Raw genomic sequence first — 17,014 nt, 5'->3', positions numbered from 1 at the left:
GTGCCGACCGTCGAGCTCGATTGCGCAACGGCGAGCGCCGTGCCGGCCAGCAGCGCGGCCGCAGCCGCAGAAAGTTTCAGGATCCTCATGTCTGTTCCTCCATTGGTTTCCAAAACAAAGCGCCAGATCAGGCACGGGATAAATTGGCAATCGCCCGAACGTTCCTTAGGTCGGGCACGTTGACGCGTTCTCTTCACCCTGCCGCGAAGTTCCGCGCGCGCAACGCGCAACGCGCAACGCGCGACGCACATCGCATCCATTCATCCAGTATTCATCCGCACGAAGCCCTGTCGTCTCTTGCGTCGCAATCACGCGATGCCGGCAGCTCTCAGAATGCCCCGACCATCTCCTGGCGCTCGAAGAGTCGACGCGAGGACGCCGATCGCGCTGTGCGATGTGAGCGGAGACCGGCTGCGCGCGTCACGCCGTGCCGAGCTGCAGGTGCAATTTTCGTCTCCGCCTTCGGTGTTTCAGCCATTGCCAACGCGTCGCTCGCGGAATGGCTCGGCGCCTCGGCGGCAATCAGGGGCGAGGCTGCCGCAGCGGCAATGCCGATCGACGTGTCCAAGATGATCTTTTCAGGGAGAGCGTGGGCGGAATGGATTCGAATGATTGTTCGATCGACATCCGGGGCCGCAGACGCCGTCGCAAGCGGCGGCAGATTGCAATCGAGTACGAAGAGTAGCGCTATGACGAATGCGCCTGCAAAAAGAAAATATCGAATGATGGGCATCGGGCGCTACCGATAGACGAGCCAAGGGCAATTGCAGGGGCGGGCCGCCAGGCGACGGCCCGCCATGCGATGCAATCAGTCCACCTCTTGGACGACCATGCGGGTCTCGGGATCGACCAGCATTACGCGGCTGCCCGAATAGACGTAGCGATATTTGGTAAGCGAAGGGCCCCAATCGCTCGGCACCGTCGCGAGCTCGACGTCGCGCGGGACCGGCGAGCCGATCACGATCTTTTCGCGCGTTTCGACCGGACGAACCTTATGCTCGGTGACGTAAGACCGAATCCTGGTGCGATACTCGGGCTCGATCTGCACGGCAGCGCCATGGCCCGCACCGGTGGTGGTGACGACGGTGGACTGCGCCATCGCGCTCGTTGACACGAGCAGGGCGGCGGCTGAAATCAGCATGAACTTCTTCATCGCGTTCTCCTTCGCCGCTACATGCGGCGCAGCGATGAACTCGCGATCAGGCTGACCGTTCCGAACGCGAACGGAACATTTGCTACTTTTTCCCGTTGATTTGCCGGGAGCAGTCATTGGAGGAGAGGGCAATGCCAGTATTAATTCTTTGGGCCTTGCCTCGTCGAGCTGGCGTGGCTGCATGAAGATCGTCCGAGCGACTGCTCGCCGCCACAGCCGCATGCTCAGCTGCCGACACTGACCCACTTCTGGACCTTCTTCCGCCATTCCTCATCGAATCGTAAGGTGAGTCCGTTGGCAGCATCCGGTGAGAGAAGCTGGTCGACGGCGGACATTTGTAGCTCGCCGACATCAGGTATGTCGGTGTACCCCAGGTTCGCCAGCCGCTGGCCAAAAGGCGGATGTGTGGAATCGGGATCGTGCTCGCGGCTCAGACTGGCGACGGCGGCGGTCATGGGGCCGGGCGCTCTTATGGCTGCGATCTGATCTAGGATTCGCGCGAACGGCGGCGACGGGGCCGTTATTGCGCCGAGCACCTCCTTCTGCAGCGGGGCGAATACGAGATCGGTCAGACGTGCTCCACAGACCTCTATCATCACCAGCGCGCGTGCCATCTCCTCGCGTCCAACCTGCTCGGCCGCTTCGACATCGGCGGCAAGCTCGTTCTCCCGTGACAACGCGCGGTATTCCTTCTCAAGCCTTTCGAGCAGGGAATGCAGGAGCATGCGGACAATACATCCGGTAACGGTGTGCTCCGGATCGGCGTAAAAGAGAATGTTCTCCGCGGCCGCCATGAAATCCGCGAGGTTGGTGCCTCCCGAGGTGTGCCGAAGCCGGGCATGCGCCACTTCATGAGCGATAACGGCACGAACCGCACGCTGGTCCATGATCATCAACAATGGCAGACCAACGGTCAGCGTGACATGCTGCCCGAACACTCCGGCATACCGGCTTTCTTCCGAGATCGAGGCGTTGAAATCGGTGTCGACCAGCAGAGTGCGCTTCGATCTGACAAAGCTGCCATCGAGCTCCTTCCATATCGCCCAGAGTCCCGGGGCGGTCTGCTCATCGGCTGCGAAACTGCGATGCTTGCGCGAAGGCAGGAACAGGAGCCCGATTGCGAGAGCCGTCGCGGCCATGAAGATCGCGAACACAATCGGTGCCGTGGCCAGCGCCGCAATCGTGTACCGGTCCATGATGGTCAGCCAGATGGCGAGAATCGTGCAGGCCAGCGCGACGGCAGGAAGGACCGCATAGCGGCCAAGGCGCAAGATGACTTGCAGGATAAGGCGTTTCATACGCGCTTTGCGGCGGAGCGCCTCAGATCACGCCTTGCCACATGAGCTGTTGCTCTGATGCAAGCTGGCGACGTCGGCACGGCCCTGGCTTTCCGTGACCTGAATCAACGTGATTGCACCGGGCGTGATGATTCCCATCTGCGGCTGGGCGGAGAGGTAGGTGGTGCTGCCAGCGCGCAGATCGAGGCTCACTTTCTCACTTCCCTGCCCGAACAGATTGCTGCTCAGCGGAAGATTATTGACTGCAACCTCGTGGCGGCCCGGAGGCAGGTCGCAGGCCACGAAACCGGCAGCCTGACTGCCTCCAGCGAACCGTCCATCTACCGAATAGCTTGGCTGGACCGCGAAACCCAGGGCGGATGAGCGATAGACCACCAGCCGCGCAGTATTTGCCTTCACGTTCTCTGTCAGAGCCGTGCTGCCCATCGGCCCTGACGCGCACCCCGCCAGCAAGACAGCCAAGACAAAGATCCCCGGACACACGCGCATTCCCGCCCCTTATTTAGTCCAACAGTCCCCTGGACATCATTGGCGAGGGTGGTGCACGAAGTCAATCGCGACTTCTGGTCGTGCAGCGCCGGCTCATGTCACCGCCACCCAAGCGCAGGCGCGACATGTGTGAGGATGGCCTCGATCGCATGCGCGCAGTAATCGACGCCGAGCTGGTTCGGGATGGTCAACAGCAACGTATCGGCCTCGGCGACGGCCTCGTCCTGGCGAAGCTGCTCGATCAGCACATCCGGCTCGGCCGCATAACTCCGGCCGAAGATCGCCCGGGTCTGCGGATCGATGAAGCCGATCTGGTCTTCGCCGCCGCGCTCTCCGCCGAAATAGGCGCGGTCGCGATCGTTCATCAGCGCGAAGATGCTGCGGCTGACGGACACCCGGGGCTCGCGGGTGTGGCCGGCCTCTTTCCACGCCGCGCGGTAGCTACGGATTTGCGCCGCCTGCTGCAAGTGAAAAGCCTCGCCGGTTTCGTCGTTCTTCAGCGTCGAGCTCTGCAGGTTCATGCCGAGCCTGGCCGCCCACACCGCGGTCGCGTTCGAGCCGGCGCCCCACCAGATCCGCTCGCGCAGGCCCTGCGCGTGCGGCTCGATGCGCAGCAGTCCCGGCGGGTTCGGAAACATCGGCTGCGGATTGGGTTCTGCAAACCCTTCGCCGCGGAGCAGGTCGAGAAAGACCTCAGCATGACGCCGGCCCATGTCGGCGTCGCTCTGACCCTCGGCCGGCTGATAGCCAAAGTAGCGCCAGCCATCGATCACCTGCTCGGGCGAGCCGCGGCTGATGCCGAGCTGAAGCCGGCCGCCGGCGATGAGGTCGGCGCTTCCCGCGTCCTCCACCATGTAGAGCGGGTTCTCGTAGCGCATGTCGATCACGGCCGTGCCGATCTCGATGGTGCTGGTCTTGGCGCCGACGGCGGCGAGCAACGGAAAGGGCGAAGCCAGCTGGCGCGCGAAATGATGCACGCGGAAATAGGCGCCGTCGGCGCCTAGCTGTTCCGCCGCGACCGCAAGCTCGATCGATTGCAGCAGCGTATCGCTAGCAGAGCGGGTCTGCGATTGCGGTGAGGGCGTCCAGTGCCCGAAGGAGAGGAATCCGATCTTTTTCATGCGGGCAAGATATGGATGATCGGAAGAGTTTGCGAGTCGTCGGCCGGAGGGAAAAATGGCGACAAGGCATGTGCCCGTAAGCGCCTCCTGGAGGAAGCAGGCAAGGGTTTGGACTGCTCGTGGAGTCTTCAGATTTCGCAGCCGGTCAAATTCAAAGCCTTGAGCAAGCCGCCGAATGCCTTGAGCCGACAGGTCTCGGTCTCGCTGGCGGCCTTTGCGCGCTGAACGTTGGCGGTTCGCTTGACAACGATTGGCTTTGGCTTCGGCTTGGGAGGTTTGGCGGCCGCGATCGTCTTCGGATTGGGCCGATGACGGACGATCGGCTCCGGCGCGGACGAACCGGCATGGATGTCTTGCGGAGCAACGGGGTTTTCGGCTGAAGCTGCCTCTGTCGGCATCGCGTTGCTCACAGCGGCAACCTCGAGGCGATCGGCCTTCGCCGATGCGTCAGAGGAAGCAGAGATGCTTGCGCTCTGCTCGGCGAGCGGCTGGACGATCGCGACGGCGCGACGCGGTGGAGCGCTCAACTCCATTGCCGACAGCACTCCGACACTGAACAGGATCAGGAGGCCCAACAACGCCATTCTCAGCATTACGCACCTCCAACCTAGGTTAGTGCCGCTGAAAATTCTCGTCGCCAATAAGGCAACTTTGCCGGCGGCTGTCGTCCGGCGACGATTCATTTGCCGACAGGGTTAACGTCGACGATGTTCCTGCACGTGTCGAATATGCCGCCGCTTACGTGTGGCTTCCGCGCGCAGACCGTACCTGACCGCACAACATCGTCTGTTCGGCCCTGAACCGAACATCACGAGAGCCATCGTCATGTCTGCTGTGAGGGAAACCGGACACCGCCTGACCCATCGGCCGACAGCTGCTTTTGGGCCGGTTGCGGACACTAGGTGGGGAGGTCCTGGTCAGGGCATTGGGCCATGGCCTGAGACCCGGCGAGGCGGTGACGATTTCAGGCCCGGTCTTCGCCAGCTTCACTGGGCCACGCCGAAGTGGGTCGCATCGCCCGTTTCATTTAACGCGTCGGCAGAACCAAACGCGAGTTCAGGCTGGATCGATAGAAAAGATATCGTCGACGTCGAGACGCATGGCGTCGCGGCATTCGCACGCCACCGCTGCGAGCCGCGATGGGTCGATCTCGATTTCGCCTCGCCGTTCAGATCTGATCGCTCCGGTAGCGCGCAGATTGCGCATCAGGAGCGTCACCGTCGTCCGTCGTACACCCAGTATTTGCGAAAGCGTCTCCTGGGTGAGTGGCAGGACGTCGTGGTCGACGCGGTCGCGAAGATGGAGCAGCCAGCGTGCCATGCGGGCTTGGACCGGATGCAACGCATTGCAGGCTCCGCCGATTTGTAGTTGTATCAGCATTGCCTTGAAGTGAAGCTGGACAGCGTGGCGGATCGCGGGGCTTCGGCTAAAGGCCGCGTGGAATCGCGATGCGGGGATCCGCGAGGCGGTGCCCGCGGCACGAACGATGGCGGTAACGGCCGCAGGGGACGGCCCCAGCACGGAAAGAGTGCCTACTGCTCCCTCGCGCCCTATCGCAGCGCTGGCGACCGTCTGCCCGTTCGCCATGTCGATCATCACCGAAATGGCGCCACTATGTGGGAAGAGGACGTGCTCGGTCTGGTCACCCGCTCGCGAGATGACCGCGTCCCGATCGAGCGCGACCACCTCCAACTCGGATGCTAGCAGACCGAGATCTGCCACCGGTAGTGCAGCGAGAAGTCGATTCCCAATTCCGCTGGGATGCGTCACCGTAGCCCACCGCGAACCGCATTTCGAGCGGCATAGGACGGCAAACTCGAACTTTGTTTGAAACGGCGTACACTTCGCGCGGCGAAATCCAATTCAGCGGCGGAAGCTCTCAAGCTCAAAAACAAAACTCCAACACAGGCGGCCGTGAGGCGACGTTTATCTTGCGCCATCATTGAGACTTAGATTCAAGCGCTAGGCGGCACAATTGCAAAATGCGTATGGGTAACACCATAGGGGGTTCCAATTCCGGAGCGCGGCAAACGCTGCGGTGAGAGAGTTGCGCGAACCACGCCTCTCACCGCGATCGGCGCGATCTACACGATGATGAGCACAAGCTACTGGAAGCGGGCGTTTAGGAGCTCCGCCACCACATTGGCGGACGCTTGCTGTATCGGCCGCATAGCCGCTCGGTGCCACGTCATCGTCTTTCAAACCGATCGCGTCGCAGCCCCGGAGCTTGCTGTCGATCGCGACCTTGGTCCGGATTGACCAAACGTGCTTCGGGCGGAGTGGCGGCTTCGCACCAACGATCGTCCCCTCGTTCCACGGGACGCGCTGTTGGACGCTCTCGGCAGTGCTTGAGACCTCGGTCTGGATGCCTTCGAATCTACGTCGGCTTCCGGAGTATTGGAGGCGTACTTAGGTCCAATTCGGTGGATTCGAGGTCGCGTCCGCCCCAAGATGGACATCGCGTCGCGGCCGGTGCCTCAGTGACAATGGCTGCTCCGGGCTCGGTCAACAGGAACAGCTGTTGGCGCTCTCTCGGTGCTCAGTTCGTTACGATCGCCTGTGACGGCTACAGCCTATGTGGCCGGCAGTGCGTTGCGGATACCCTCCTCAAAATTGAAGTATGCTTTTGAGCAAAGCGCCGCGGTTAAACACGTTCTGCGACTTCACCTCGGCACACAGCTCTTGCAGCTCCAGAACGTGGCGGCCTGCAACGCAGTGCATCCGGTCCAATGCCGGATGGCACGGTGGTTGTTCGAACTGCACGATCGGGTTGCGGGCGACGTAATTCAGCTGACGCAGGAGGCGCTTGCACAGCTGTTGGGGGTGCGACGAACCACCGTCACACTAACAATGAACAAGCTTCGCGGAGCTGGCTGCATCAAATCCGATCGCGAGGCCGAATTGATCGCATGTGCAGTCAGGAGCTGTCATGCGAAGCTGGCGCAAACGTAGCGCATCCCACCGCAGCTGGCGCCGGGCTCCTTTGCAATGCTTATGCTGAGGAAGGAACTTCCCACCCCTTGCGATATCCCTGTTATGCACCGTCAGTCCCCGACATACCTTCGTCTGTGTTGACAATCTCAAAAAAAGTTTGAGGGAGAGTCATAAACCGAACCGACATTCCCGCTTCCCGCAGTACAAAGTCATACCGGGTCGGGGCTAGATCAAGGCTCATCCAAAAATCTGATCGAACACAGAGCGTGAGCTCTCGTGACGCAGGCGAGCGTTGCGAGGAATGCTTTCGCTTGAGAAAGGGAATGTTGCGTGACTGAAAGCCAAATGAAATTGCCGCCGAACGGAACGAGCGTTTTCGCGATGCCATGGTTGGATTTCTCGAAGGCCATGTTGCCCGGCGTGGGGCGCGAGCTTGCCGAGCAGGGCCTCGCCCGCGCACGGGAAGGGTGCGAGAAGATCAAGGCGGCATCGGAAGAGATGACGCAGGCGCTGCGTGAGACCTATTCGAGCAATGCGAGATGCACGACCGACTACGGGCTCAAGGTGTTCGAAATCTCAAACGCCAATGCCGCTTCTGCGCTCGATTTCTTCGTTCATCTGTTCGGCAGCAAGTCCGCCACAGACGCCTATACATTGTCGGCGGCGCAAGCCCGCAAGGCGTTCGACACCGCCTCTGACCAGAACAGGGAATTGTGGGCGCTTGCCCAGAAGCTCGCGACGGAAACGGGTGAGCCGATCAGGAAGCACTTCACCAGGGTCCTCCACCCAGGCGGCTAAAAGCGCGTTCAATTTCACATTCGGATTCGTTTAAAGGGGAGATCCGGCTGGTTGGAACTCGCCCAACTGAGCGAGCACGCTCCACTGCCCCATGCTCGACCAACAAGGTGCGCGATGCCTCTCAGGCCGCGCTCCAACGACAGGCGCATTCCAACCGGCCGGTGTTTTTCTGCAAACCACAACAAAGAGAAATCGCAAGGGAGGCAACATGGGAATGGTCATGGTCAAATGTCCACAAACCGGACACGCGATTCCCACCGGCATCACGACTGATAGCGAGAGCTTTGGACGCCGCGCGGTGTTTTTCTCGCGCACCCGTTGTCCGATCTGCCGCACCGATCACGCCTGGTTCGCGCGGGAAGCCTGGGTCGACGAGCCGCGCATCCGCACCGCGAGCTGACGTCTGGCACCGGTCATGACGCGGCGGTGCGGATGATCGACACCTGCGCGCAACCTGATCGAACGGTCCTTCAACAAGATCAGGCAATGTCGTGGTGTCGCGACCCGATTTGACAAGCTTGCAACCGACTATGTGGGCGTTCGTCAAACTTGCATCAATGCGAATTTGGCTGCGACAGGCGCCCAAACATTCCAACGCGAACGGCCCCGGGCATCCCCGGGGCTGGACCGAGACGCACCGAGACCGCCCGACGCGCCGACTCAAGGCCGGACGCCAGTCGATATCGGGCCCAGGATTCAAGCGCGGGATCTCAAATGATGCAGAGTCTTGGATTTTAGTTCGCAGGCGCCCCTCATTGAAAGGCATCGCGTCAAAGGCGACATGACGCATGAGTTTGTGCTGGCGGACCACAGCTCAGGGTCTTGATCTTTCCAGCAGCGTTAAATGCCAGGACCGCGTTCACTACATTTTCCCCGCTGACGTACGAGATCACTGTCCCACCGTGCGAAGGCTGAAGATCGTCCAGCTCGGCAGCGGGGTATTTCCGCATACGAGCAGCCCAGTATGCTCGGAGGCCTTCTCTGCCGGTGATAGTCAGTTCGTCACAACCGCAGTAGACCACTGCATCTTCGGCGTACATTTCGAGTATCGCTTCGATATCGCCGGCACGGTAGGCATCGAGCCAGTCGACGGCAGTGGCCATCGGGTCAAAGGACATACAAGCACCTCCCACCGCCCAAGAATCCGAGATTTGGCCGGGGTAACCAGCTAAGTCTCTTCCAATCGATTCTTGAATTCTGATGTTCTCGCTGGGCTAGGGCTATATGCCGAAGGTCATAAGGCGGTTACTTGCCCGCCGGCCTCTGATGCCAGCATGTCGGTCCGATCCCACGCTGTCCGCTTATCCGGTCAGACCGGAAGTCATCAGCAATCTACGCTGTGCCACCAGGACATTATTTCTTGATGGGCGACAATCGTGACAATTCGACTGACAGCCGTGTGATGTCCGCGGTGGGTTACGTGCCATTCGAGAATATCATTGGCCGAGCGCAGATGATCTTCTTCTCGATCAGCGAGGGCGAGCATGCCTGGATGTTTTGGCGTTGGTCTTTTGCGGTGCGCTGGAATCGAATTTTTCATCTGGTAAGGTGAGAGTCGGTTCCGCGAATTCAGGAGAGCAATTTGCCTCTGGATCGACGCAAATCTGTTGCCGGTGCCGAGCCCGCTTTGGGTACGCGCAGGTGATCGACCCTCGCGCTACTTGTTTGTGGTGTGGGTAGAGCCGGACAATCGAGCTCCAAGGCCGCCTGTTGTTAGCCATTGGCCGACTTCTTCCATAACGTCTCATGTCCGAATGACATCAGGTGCTGGTGAGAAAGCCGAGGCCCCCGTCGCTGCAAGCTCACGGTCCGTTTGTGAGCCGAAGCAGACGAACTTGGGAAGGGTGCACGACGGTCGAACCCATCGAGCCGAGCTAGACACTGACGGAAGCGCAACGACGTTCGCGGTGATTCCTAGCCAGTATTTCTGACCGCATCAGCCAGCATGTCGTAAAGCTGCTGCCTGCTGAACTCCTTGGGCTGCTGCCTCGCCGATGTGTTTCGCGACACCTTCTTTGCGACTGGATGGGCGCAAGCTGCCGACGACGGCGGCCGCAGCTTCGGGGGCGGTCGTATCTTGGGCCTTGCCGTAGGCGGCTTGTGGCCGCGCTTCAGGCCCTGACGGCTTAGCATGCCGCAGACAGCGTTACGACTGCATCCGAGACGACGCGCTATCTGCGCCGCGCTCTGTCCTGCGGACCAGAGCGTAGTGAGGAGGCCTACGTCTTTCGCATCCCAGCCCATGGGAGATATTATAGCGCAGACTGCTCACCACGGACTAGTCTAATCGTCGTCCGGCTCGCGCACGACCGCCGGTTCGTCAGCGTCGTCTTCCCCTTCACCATTTTCGTCCTCCTCATCTTCTTCCTCGCCCTCTTCATCAGGATCTCTTGGCGGCATCGCAGTGCCCACAAGCATGAGCGGCGACCAGAAGATCGCTGTGATGGAAAATGTTTGGATGGTGTGTTGCTTCATGGCGTTGCTGCTCCTCGAAAAGCACCTGCGATCCAATTCCTGACCGGCGGCACGCGTAGATCCAGGGCGCGATCATCGCAAATGCGAGGGTGACATCAGGTCGACTACACGAGCAATGGCAGCACCCGCCACGCAACTGGCGACGCTACTTTATGCCCGTAGACCATTCCACTCTATGTCCACCAAAACCTCACCGCTGGTGACTTCGGGAACCCCAAGATCGAGGTCATGTAGGCCCGCCTGAACAAACGCCATTATCTTGGCGTTCGCTGCGTTGGCGCTTTCGCGGTCATCTCACGGCCATACCGACACCGTCGCCCGCATCCAGCACATGGTAAGATCTAAATCCGTGCGATTGCCTTGGGATCACCGACGCCGCTCTCGGCGCGACGAGCGGCGTCCGCTACTGAACGGACCTTCGTGTACGTGCGAATGACCATGTACATGGGACCACCACGCGCCATACGCTACCTCGCATCAGATCATATCGGTCCCAGCCGGACTAGTGCCGACTTCCTGGATGTGGCAACAGCCTCTGATTGGCGGACTGCGCAACGCGCTTTTCCAATGAGCCATCCTCGCCCGCAAAGGGGCGAGGTGCTGAGGCTTAGGAGCCCTCGAACTTGAACGATACGTTGAGCTTGGCGCGATAGAGCTCGACTTTTCCCTTGTCATCTAGTTGCATATCGAGCTTGACGACCTCTGCGATGCGAAGATCTCGGAGAGATTTAGCGGCTTGCTCGACCGCATTGGCGGCCGCCCTCTCCCAGGAGTCTTTGCTGGTGCCGATCAGTTCAATGACCTTGTAGACGCTCTCGGGCATGTCGTCCTCCTATTCGGTAGGGGCCTGAAATCTAGCATCTGAATCTCGATGCTGATACGTGGCCGGGGATGCCGCGGAAAGGGTCCGATTGGCTGTCACTTTCCTGTTTGACCCTAAGAGGAACTCGGGCGCCCCGTCGACGTGGCTGTAACGTCAGCGCTTCTCGCCCGCAGCGACGAAGTGATCGAGTGAGGACGGCTCACCTCCGCTGATGGCCAGTTCGAGACTTGCCGGTCCGATCCGACGCTGTCCGCTTATCCGGTCAGACCGGAAGTCATCAGCTCAGGGGCAAACCGACGCGATTGACCCGAAGCGGCCATTCGGACCCTAGCCGAAGGGCCGTTTCGTATGATTGAATAGGCAGGATCGTCCGAACGCGAAGGCAAAGTCCTATGGACAAGCTCAGCTTTCAAAATCCCCTTTTTCAAACCTATGCAATCGCTGCCTGTATAATGATTCTCAAAGCAGTCATGATGTCGTGGTTGACGGTTGCTCGGATGATGCAGGTAAACGGCGGGTTTCGCTCGCCGGAGGACGTTAAGAAGACGATCCTCAACCCCAATCCAAATGCTGAACAATTGGCGCCCAATGAATATGTAGATCGCATCCGGCGAATTCAGCTGAACGATCTTGAAAACTTGCCGTTCTTCTTGGTTGCTGGATTTCTCTTCATTTTGACCGAGCCATCCATAACGCTCGCTCAATGGCTGCTATATGGCTACGTCACTTCGCGGCTGTTGCATTTTGCCGCCTATTTCACAGCTAGGACCCACGATACGCGCGCAACGCTCTGGACCTTAGGTTCTCTGATTTTGATCTATATGAGCTGCTGGACCCTATTTGTTGCAATCCGTCAGTGACTATGTCGCCTTTTGGCCCTCAGGTCCGCCCAGCGATGCATGGCGGACAAGATCTGCTCAGGTTGAGTTCTTCGCATTTTGACCCGAAGCGGACATGCCAAACGTCAAAGGACAACGGCGCATCGTAGGCCAAACCAACCCGTCCCTGCAGTTTGCCAGGCTACTCCGGCAATCCGGCGTCCCGCAGCGCGCCGCCAAGAGCCTCCGCAAGCGCCGGCGCACAGTTTACGCCGGCAAACTGACTGCTGTAGCGAAAGGCCGGCTGAAGCTCGAGCACACGCGCGGCGGCCGCCCTCGCTTCGTCCAACCGGCCAAGTTTGGCCAACGCGGCGGCCAATTGCACATAAGTGATGCTGTGTGCCGGGTTGGCTTGAACGGATTTGTAGGCCGCACGACAAGCTTCGTCGTAATGTCCGCGCAGCAAATGGCTCATTGCTTGCGCGTCAAACGCCGCCCAAGCCCACGGATCAAACGGGCTCAGCCGCATACCCTGTTCGCTCCATTCTATCGCGCGCTCGGCTTCGCCGCCCCATCCCAGAATTACGCTGCCGAGAATGTAAGTCAGCGCCGATGACGGGCTGATGGCGAGGGCAGCTTCCAAGGCTGTAAACGCGGCGGGGCGATCGTGCGCGTCCATGCCGATGGAAAATCCGGCCCATGTCAGAGCGAGCGCATCGTCTTGTCCATGGACAATGGCCGATCGGGCGTGGCGGATCGAAGCGGCACGGTTAACCTCCTGCAAGCCGGCGCGAAGGAACAGACAATGGTGACACATCGCGGCATTGCCGTGCGCCAGTGCATAAGCCGGCTCGAGTGCGATCGCACGCTCAAGAAGCGTAAGCGCTCTTGTCACTTGCTCCGGCATACCTGAATCGACGTCAGGCTGGGCCCGCAGCACGAGATCGTAGGCATCAAGACTGTCAGGTCGTTTCCGCCTGACACGTTCGATTTCGGCTTTCCGCACGCTCGGCGCAATCGCGCCCACCGCCGACACCGCGATCTCGTCCTGGATTGCGAAAATATTGTCGGAGCTGCGGTCGTAGCGCTCGGCCCAGACGTGGGCGCCGGTCGACGCGTCGATCATTTGGCCGGTCACGCGCACGCTACCGCCGGCCTTGCGCACGCTGCCTTCGAGCACATAGCGCACGCCAAGCTCGCGGCCGACCTGCTTCACGTCCACGGCACGACCCTTGTAGGTGAAGGTCGAGTTTCGCGCGATAACGAAAAGCCAGTTGATGCGTGCGAGACCGGTGATGATATCGTCGACCATCCCATCGGCGAAGTACTCCTGCTCCGGATCGCCGCTCAGGTTCGAGAACGGCAGAACCGCGACAGACGGTCTGTCAGGCAAAGTCGGTGCCGACGCGGCGCGGTCGGCAGCCGACGCATCGGGAACGTTGGTGACCACGGCCGGTCCGACATACCGATAGCCGCGCCGCGGCAGCGTTTCGATCCAGCTCGCAGCATCCGCCGCCTCCGCCAGCACCCGGCGCAAGGCCGCGATCTGAACCGTGAGATTGTTATCGGCAACCGCCAATCCGCCCCAGCCGGCCGCGACCAGGGCGTCCTTGGAGACCGGTACGCCCGCGCTTTCGAGCAGCCGGCACAGCAGCGCGACGGCGCGCTGCCCAAGCATGGTCGGCTCGGCCCCTCGGTACAGAATGCCCGCCTCGGGGTCGAGGCGGAACGGGCCGAACTGGTAGAGGTCGCCCCTAACTGTCATTCGACGCTTTTAGCAGATTTTTGGGAACGGATTCACGACTTCCCGGCGCGGACGGCCGATGTTGCACAAGTGCTTGCAGAAATTAGCATTTGATCAATGGAGGACCGCATGTGCGCCGATGCCGTCATTCGCATGCCCGATGAGACGAACGGGGTCATCCTGCGTGGTCATCCCATGGTGTTCCTCGTCACCGGCGAAAATACCAAGCACACGAGCATGTTCGACTGGACGATCCCGGCGGGGTTCGCCACCGGGAGGCATGTTCACCGGGTGCAGGAGGAGACCTTCTACCTGCTCGACGGCGAGTGTGAATGGCATGTCGGCGACAGGACGATCCGCGCAACGCCCGGCACCTATCTGTTCATCCCGCCGGGGGTGCCCCACAACATCACGAATGTCAGTGAGCAGCCGGCTCGCGTACTGATGACCGTCTCTCCGCCCGGCCACGAGCATTATTTCGAAGAGCTCGCGAAACTCGCGGCGCAGGGAGCCCCGGATCCAAAGTCGCTCGCCGATCTGCGAAACCGCTACGACACCGATCAGCTGTCGGCTTTGACCACACGCGCGTAAGCCTCGTCCCGGCGTTCGATGGCAGCTTCTGGCCCATCGCGACCGCCTGAGCCTTGCCCGGCCATTTCCGAAGTTGAGGGTAGACCGGACCTGACTGCCAACGGCTGAAATCGGCGCCGTTGACCCAAACCGGACTATTCCGGCTGATGTTGCAGATGCTATGGATGTGAAATGTCGCTGCTTTTGTGCGCGCTTGCCATCGTACTCCTCGGCATTGCCAGATGGGGTTTGATGCCGTGATGGCAGGGCTGGCTAAGTCGTATCCTCAGGAGCCGTTGGACACCTTGTCTCGCAGATTTGAGGTCAATGAATTCATCTGGGGTCCCCGTGCGCCGTCGCGATTGCGGAAGCAATATATCGCTACACAAGCTTGCGCGGTCCCGGCGTTCCTCTGCCTGGCGGCGTTGGTATGGATCAATGAGCCACGTCCCGATGTCCGCACATTGGGGGCTATTGCCTTTTGCGCCGTTTCAATTCTCGCAGCCGCTCTTCTGGCTTGGAAGGCCCTTCGACGAGCGGGATGACACGTTCAGGAAAGCGGCAAGGCTGCTTTTGGCCCTTTGCCGATTAGCAGACGCGTGCTGGCGATGTCCGGTTTTGAGGCAGGACGGTCGCGACCTCTGTCGCGAGCTACGAATTATGACTGCACGCCCGGGCGCAACCGGCTTTGCCTGAATGCCCGGCCGGGTCGGCGAAGCCGTGACACCTCACGCGTAGGCCGCCCAACCTCGGAAAGTGAAGCCGGTGTAGAACAGCGTCGGCTCGGAGAAACCGGCCTCGCGCAGGATCGCCTCGTCCTGTGCGGGTGTGAGGATTTCCAGATGATTGGTGACGGCGTTCCGCGCGGCCGCGGCCTGCTCGGGCTCGACGCCGGAGGCGGCCAGGAATGCGGAGTACCGCGAAAGCCATAGCGGGCGCTCCTCATTGCCCTCGGGCGCGCTCAAATGGGCGACCACGAAAGCTGCGCGCGGCTTCAGCCGTCGGCGGACCTCCGAGGCGATGCGGCGTCGCTCCTCGACATCGACGAAGTGCAATGTCAACAGGCAGCTGGCGCCGTCGAACGGTCCCTCCGGTGCATCGTCGATGTAGCCCCGATGAAGACGTGCGCGCGATGCGAGCGGGCCCAGGGTTTGCCCGGCCAGCGCCAGCATCGCCGCGGAGGGGTCCACGCCATCGAAGCTCCAGCGCGGCTGCGCTTGTGCAAACGTCTTCAACTCAAGGCCGCCGCCGGCGCCGAGGACGAGGATCCGCGCATCCTCACGCGCGCGCTCGGCCAGCAGGATCGCCGCCATCGACAGCATGGCATTGTAGCCGGGCACGAAGCGCGGCGGTCCTTCCGTATATCTCGCCACGGCCTGAGGATCGGAGAACATGGCTTGAATGTCGGTCATGATGTCGTCCTTGCTGAATGGGCCAATCACGCACCATGTGCGCGCATGCCCTGATGCTTGCGGGACCCGAGGCGCTTGCGGAAATCGTCGCTCAGCATCGCCAGCGTCACCTCGCCGAGCCGCGACAGCAGCAGCGCCTCCGCATCGCTAAAGGCCTGATCGAGCGCGGCATTGACGGCCTGCTCGACGAGACAGCCGGGCGCCTCGGTCCGATTGCCCATGGCCAGCAGCGCCGGGCTGCCAAGCGCGGTGTAGACGTCGCGCAGCGTCACCTTCGAGAGGTCGTAGGCCAGCGTCCAGCCGCCGCCATGCCCCTTCTCGGAGCGAACGTAACCGAGTTCCCGCAGGCCCGCCATGATGCGCCGGATCACCACCGGGTTGGTGTCCATCGCCTTCGCGAGGGTCTCGGATGTGAACGGGCCGGGCTGTTGCGCCATGTGCAGCAGCACGTGCAGCACGCCGGATAATCGGGAGTCGCGTCTCATGTAACTTGGTATGTTACGTATCGGTGTCGAAGTCAACGGTCGACCTTGCCGCACCGGTGCAACCCGCGGCGAGGCCGTACGGCAGGGCGAAGTCTTGGATTGTCGGGACAGAGGCTGCCGGGAAATGCAGCAGGCGTTGCGTGACGCGTCGCAAAGTGGACGCGCTCAGGACTTGTCCGATGATGCCACCATGCGCCTGTGTTGCCCGACGGTGCAACGCCTTCCGCCCGACGGGTCTACATCTGCGCAATCCGCCTAAGCCATTGATCCCGCTCGTGCCGGCTACTGTGCATGGGGTTGTTTTCGACTTTTTGTCTTGGCGGGCGCAAAAGGCGGAGGTCACCATGCTGATTTGTCACGGTGACGCCACCGCGCGCGAGCGCAACAATCGGCCAGGGCAACGTGTGGACTTTTCGTCCTGACCTCGCGCGGCGCCCGTTTTCATCCATCCATTTTGTCGGAGGCGCATCATGCAGGTTTACAATGTGGTCAAGTTCAAGGTGAAGCCGGGTGAGGAAGCCGCCTTCCTCGACGCGCATCGGAACGGCAAGGCCAAATGGCCGGGCCTGGAGCACGGCGTCATCATCAAGACCGGTGAGCAGACCTTCTGCCTCATCGGCACCTGGTCCAGTCAGGATGCGATGGTCGCGGCGCGAGCGGCGATGATCAAGACTCTCGACAGCTTCAGGTCCGTGCTCGAGGACCAGGGCAACAGCCGCGGCGTGACGGATGCCGTTTCGGGCGAGGTGGTGCTCGCGCTTTAGAACGAGCCGCGCCCGCTACTTCATCACCCGCAAGCCCTTGGTCGTGAAGCGCTGGGTCTTCTCGCCCGGACGGACCGGCCGCCGTGTGCCGGCGGCCTTGCCGGTGCCGGGCGGCTGGTGCGCGGGCACG

Annotated in this window: 20 protein-coding genes and 3 pseudogenes; 9 read left to right on the top strand and 14 right to left on the bottom strand. The window is 61.1% G+C overall.

The features are described 5' to 3' along the window. Window positions 1–749, top strand: a 749-nt coding sequence (locus MOV74_RS12795; protein ID WP_246922206.1) for a hypothetical protein, incomplete at its 5' end; no start/stop codon positions are given. 59 nt (window positions 750–808) lie between these two features. Here MOV74_RS12795 and MOV74_RS12790 read toward each other — a convergent pair. The 6 genes from MOV74_RS12790 to MOV74_RS12765 all read right to left on the bottom strand — a co-directional run bounded on the left by MOV74_RS12790 (window position 809) and on the right by MOV74_RS12765 (window position 5,747). Continuing rightward, complete coding sequence (locus MOV74_RS12790; protein ID WP_246922203.1) at window positions 809–1,153, bottom strand: DUF1236 domain-containing protein; 345 nt, start codon at window positions 1,151–1,153, stop codon at window positions 809–811. Between the two features lie 224 nt (window positions 1,154–1,377). Then, window positions 1,378–2,451, bottom strand: a complete 1,074-nt coding sequence (locus tag MOV74_RS12785; protein WP_246922200.1) for a M48 family metallopeptidase — start codon at window positions 2,449–2,451, stop codon at window positions 1,378–1,380. Window positions 2,452–2,478: 27 nt separating this feature from the next. Further along, complete coding sequence (locus tag MOV74_RS12780; protein WP_246922196.1) at window positions 2,479–2,913, bottom strand: DUF2846 domain-containing protein; 435 nt, start codon at window positions 2,911–2,913, stop codon at window positions 2,479–2,481. A gap of 125 nt (window positions 2,914–3,038) precedes the next feature. Next, window positions 3,039–4,061, bottom strand: coding sequence for an LLM class flavin-dependent oxidoreductase (locus tag MOV74_RS12775; protein ID WP_246922193.1), 1,023 nt, complete (start codon window positions 4,059–4,061; stop codon window positions 3,039–3,041). Between the two features lie 128 nt (window positions 4,062–4,189). Continuing rightward, entirely contained in the window at window positions 4,190–4,744 is a 555-nt protein-coding gene (locus tag MOV74_RS12770) for a hypothetical protein (protein WP_246922191.1), read from the bottom strand. A gap of 373 nt (window positions 4,745–5,117) precedes the next feature. After that, window positions 5,118–5,747 (bottom strand): Crp/Fnr family transcriptional regulator, encoded by a 630-nt coding sequence (locus tag MOV74_RS12765; protein ID WP_404979136.1) that lies wholly within the window; start codon window positions 5,745–5,747, stop codon window positions 5,118–5,120. 1,050 nt (window positions 5,748–6,797) lie between these two features. Here MOV74_RS12765 and MOV74_RS12755 point away from each other — a divergent pair. From MOV74_RS12755 to MOV74_RS12740, 4 genes and pseudogenes are all read left to right on the top strand, one after another. Continuing rightward, complete coding sequence (locus MOV74_RS12755; protein ID WP_246922209.1) at window positions 6,798–7,013, top strand: helix-turn-helix domain-containing protein; 216 nt, start codon at window positions 6,798–6,800, stop codon at window positions 7,011–7,013. A gap of 312 nt (window positions 7,014–7,325) precedes the next feature. Beyond that, window positions 7,326–7,793 carry a phasin family protein gene (locus MOV74_RS12750; protein WP_246922187.1) on the top strand — a complete coding sequence of 156 codons (468 nt, stop codon included), beginning with the start codon at window positions 7,326–7,328 and terminating at the stop codon, window positions 7,791–7,793. A 208-nt stretch (window positions 7,794–8,001) separates the two neighbouring features. Continuing rightward, window positions 8,002–8,193 carry a hypothetical protein gene (locus MOV74_RS12745; RefSeq protein ID WP_246922185.1) on the top strand — a complete coding sequence of 64 codons (192 nt, stop codon included), beginning with the start codon at window positions 8,002–8,004 and terminating at the stop codon, window positions 8,191–8,193. Window positions 8,194–8,241: 48 nt separating this feature from the next. Then, a pseudogene (locus MOV74_RS12740) lies at window positions 8,242–8,368 on the top strand (IS5/IS1182 family transposase); the annotation flags it as partial. 195 nt (window positions 8,369–8,563) lie between these two features. Here the strand turns inward: MOV74_RS12740 and MOV74_RS12735 are convergent. Then, window positions 8,564–8,911 carry a nuclear transport factor 2 family protein gene (locus MOV74_RS12735; protein ID WP_246922183.1) on the bottom strand — a complete coding sequence of 116 codons (348 nt, stop codon included), beginning with the start codon at window positions 8,909–8,911 and terminating at the stop codon, window positions 8,564–8,566. A gap of 212 nt (window positions 8,912–9,123) precedes the next feature. Here MOV74_RS12735 and lepB point away from each other — a divergent pair. Then, window positions 9,124–9,345, top strand: a pseudogene (gene lepB / locus MOV74_RS12730) (signal peptidase I); the annotation flags it as partial. Between the two features lie 362 nt (window positions 9,346–9,707). Here lepB and MOV74_RS12725 read toward each other — a convergent pair. From MOV74_RS12725 to MOV74_RS12710, 4 genes and pseudogenes are all read right to left on the bottom strand, one after another. Then, entirely contained in the window at window positions 9,708–10,037 is a 330-nt protein-coding gene (locus tag MOV74_RS12725) for a GcrA family cell cycle regulator (RefSeq protein WP_246922181.1), read from the bottom strand. A gap of 39 nt (window positions 10,038–10,076) precedes the next feature. Then, window positions 10,077–10,268, bottom strand: coding sequence for a hypothetical protein (locus MOV74_RS12720; protein ID WP_246922179.1), 192 nt, complete (start codon window positions 10,266–10,268; stop codon window positions 10,077–10,079). A gap of 150 nt (window positions 10,269–10,418) precedes the next feature. Further along, window positions 10,419–10,714: pseudogene (locus tag MOV74_RS12715) on the bottom strand (hypothetical protein). 161 nt (window positions 10,715–10,875) lie between these two features. Continuing rightward, window positions 10,876–11,091: a dodecin family protein gene (locus MOV74_RS12710; protein ID WP_246922177.1), complete on the bottom strand. Its 216-nt coding sequence runs from the start codon at window positions 11,089–11,091 to the stop codon at window positions 10,876–10,878. A gap of 392 nt (window positions 11,092–11,483) precedes the next feature. On the opposite strand from MOV74_RS12710, the gene MOV74_RS12705 reads away from it, so the two are divergent. Then, window positions 11,484–11,951, top strand: coding sequence for an MAPEG family protein (locus tag MOV74_RS12705; protein WP_246922174.1), 468 nt, complete (start codon window positions 11,484–11,486; stop codon window positions 11,949–11,951). Window positions 11,952–12,111: 160 nt separating this feature from the next. Here MOV74_RS12705 and MOV74_RS12700 read toward each other — a convergent pair whose 3' ends face one another. Then, window positions 12,112–13,674, bottom strand: coding sequence for a winged helix-turn-helix domain-containing protein (locus MOV74_RS12700; RefSeq protein ID WP_246922171.1), 1,563 nt, complete (start codon window positions 13,672–13,674; stop codon window positions 12,112–12,114). A 108-nt stretch (window positions 13,675–13,782) separates the two neighbouring features. On the opposite strand from MOV74_RS12700, the gene MOV74_RS12695 reads away from it, so the two are divergent. Further along, complete coding sequence (locus MOV74_RS12695; RefSeq protein ID WP_246922168.1) at window positions 13,783–14,244, top strand: cupin domain-containing protein; 462 nt, start codon at window positions 13,783–13,785, stop codon at window positions 14,242–14,244. A 707-nt stretch (window positions 14,245–14,951) separates the two neighbouring features. Here the strand turns inward: MOV74_RS12695 and MOV74_RS12690 are convergent. Both MOV74_RS12690 and MOV74_RS12685 read right to left on the bottom strand, forming a co-directional pair. Beyond that, window positions 14,952–15,635 (bottom strand): class I SAM-dependent methyltransferase, encoded by a 684-nt coding sequence (locus MOV74_RS12690; RefSeq protein WP_246922164.1) that lies wholly within the window; start codon window positions 15,633–15,635, stop codon window positions 14,952–14,954. A gap of 26 nt (window positions 15,636–15,661) precedes the next feature. Further along, window positions 15,662–16,120, bottom strand: coding sequence for an Rrf2 family transcriptional regulator (locus MOV74_RS12685; protein WP_246922161.1), 459 nt, complete (start codon window positions 16,118–16,120; stop codon window positions 15,662–15,664). Window positions 16,121–16,590: 470 nt separating this feature from the next. On the opposite strand from MOV74_RS12685, the gene MOV74_RS12680 reads away from it, so the two are divergent. Beyond that, window positions 16,591–16,884 carry a DUF718 domain-containing protein gene (locus MOV74_RS12680; protein WP_246922158.1) on the top strand — a complete coding sequence of 98 codons (294 nt, stop codon included), beginning with the start codon at window positions 16,591–16,593 and terminating at the stop codon, window positions 16,882–16,884. Window positions 16,885–17,014: the final 130 nt, after the last annotated feature.

Origin of the sequence: Bradyrhizobium sp. SHOUNA76 (assembly GCF_023006445.1) — a bacterium.
GTDB lineage: Bacteria > Pseudomonadota > Alphaproteobacteria > Rhizobiales > Xanthobacteraceae > Bradyrhizobium.
This window is presented reverse-complemented; position numbering and strand designations above follow the sequence as displayed.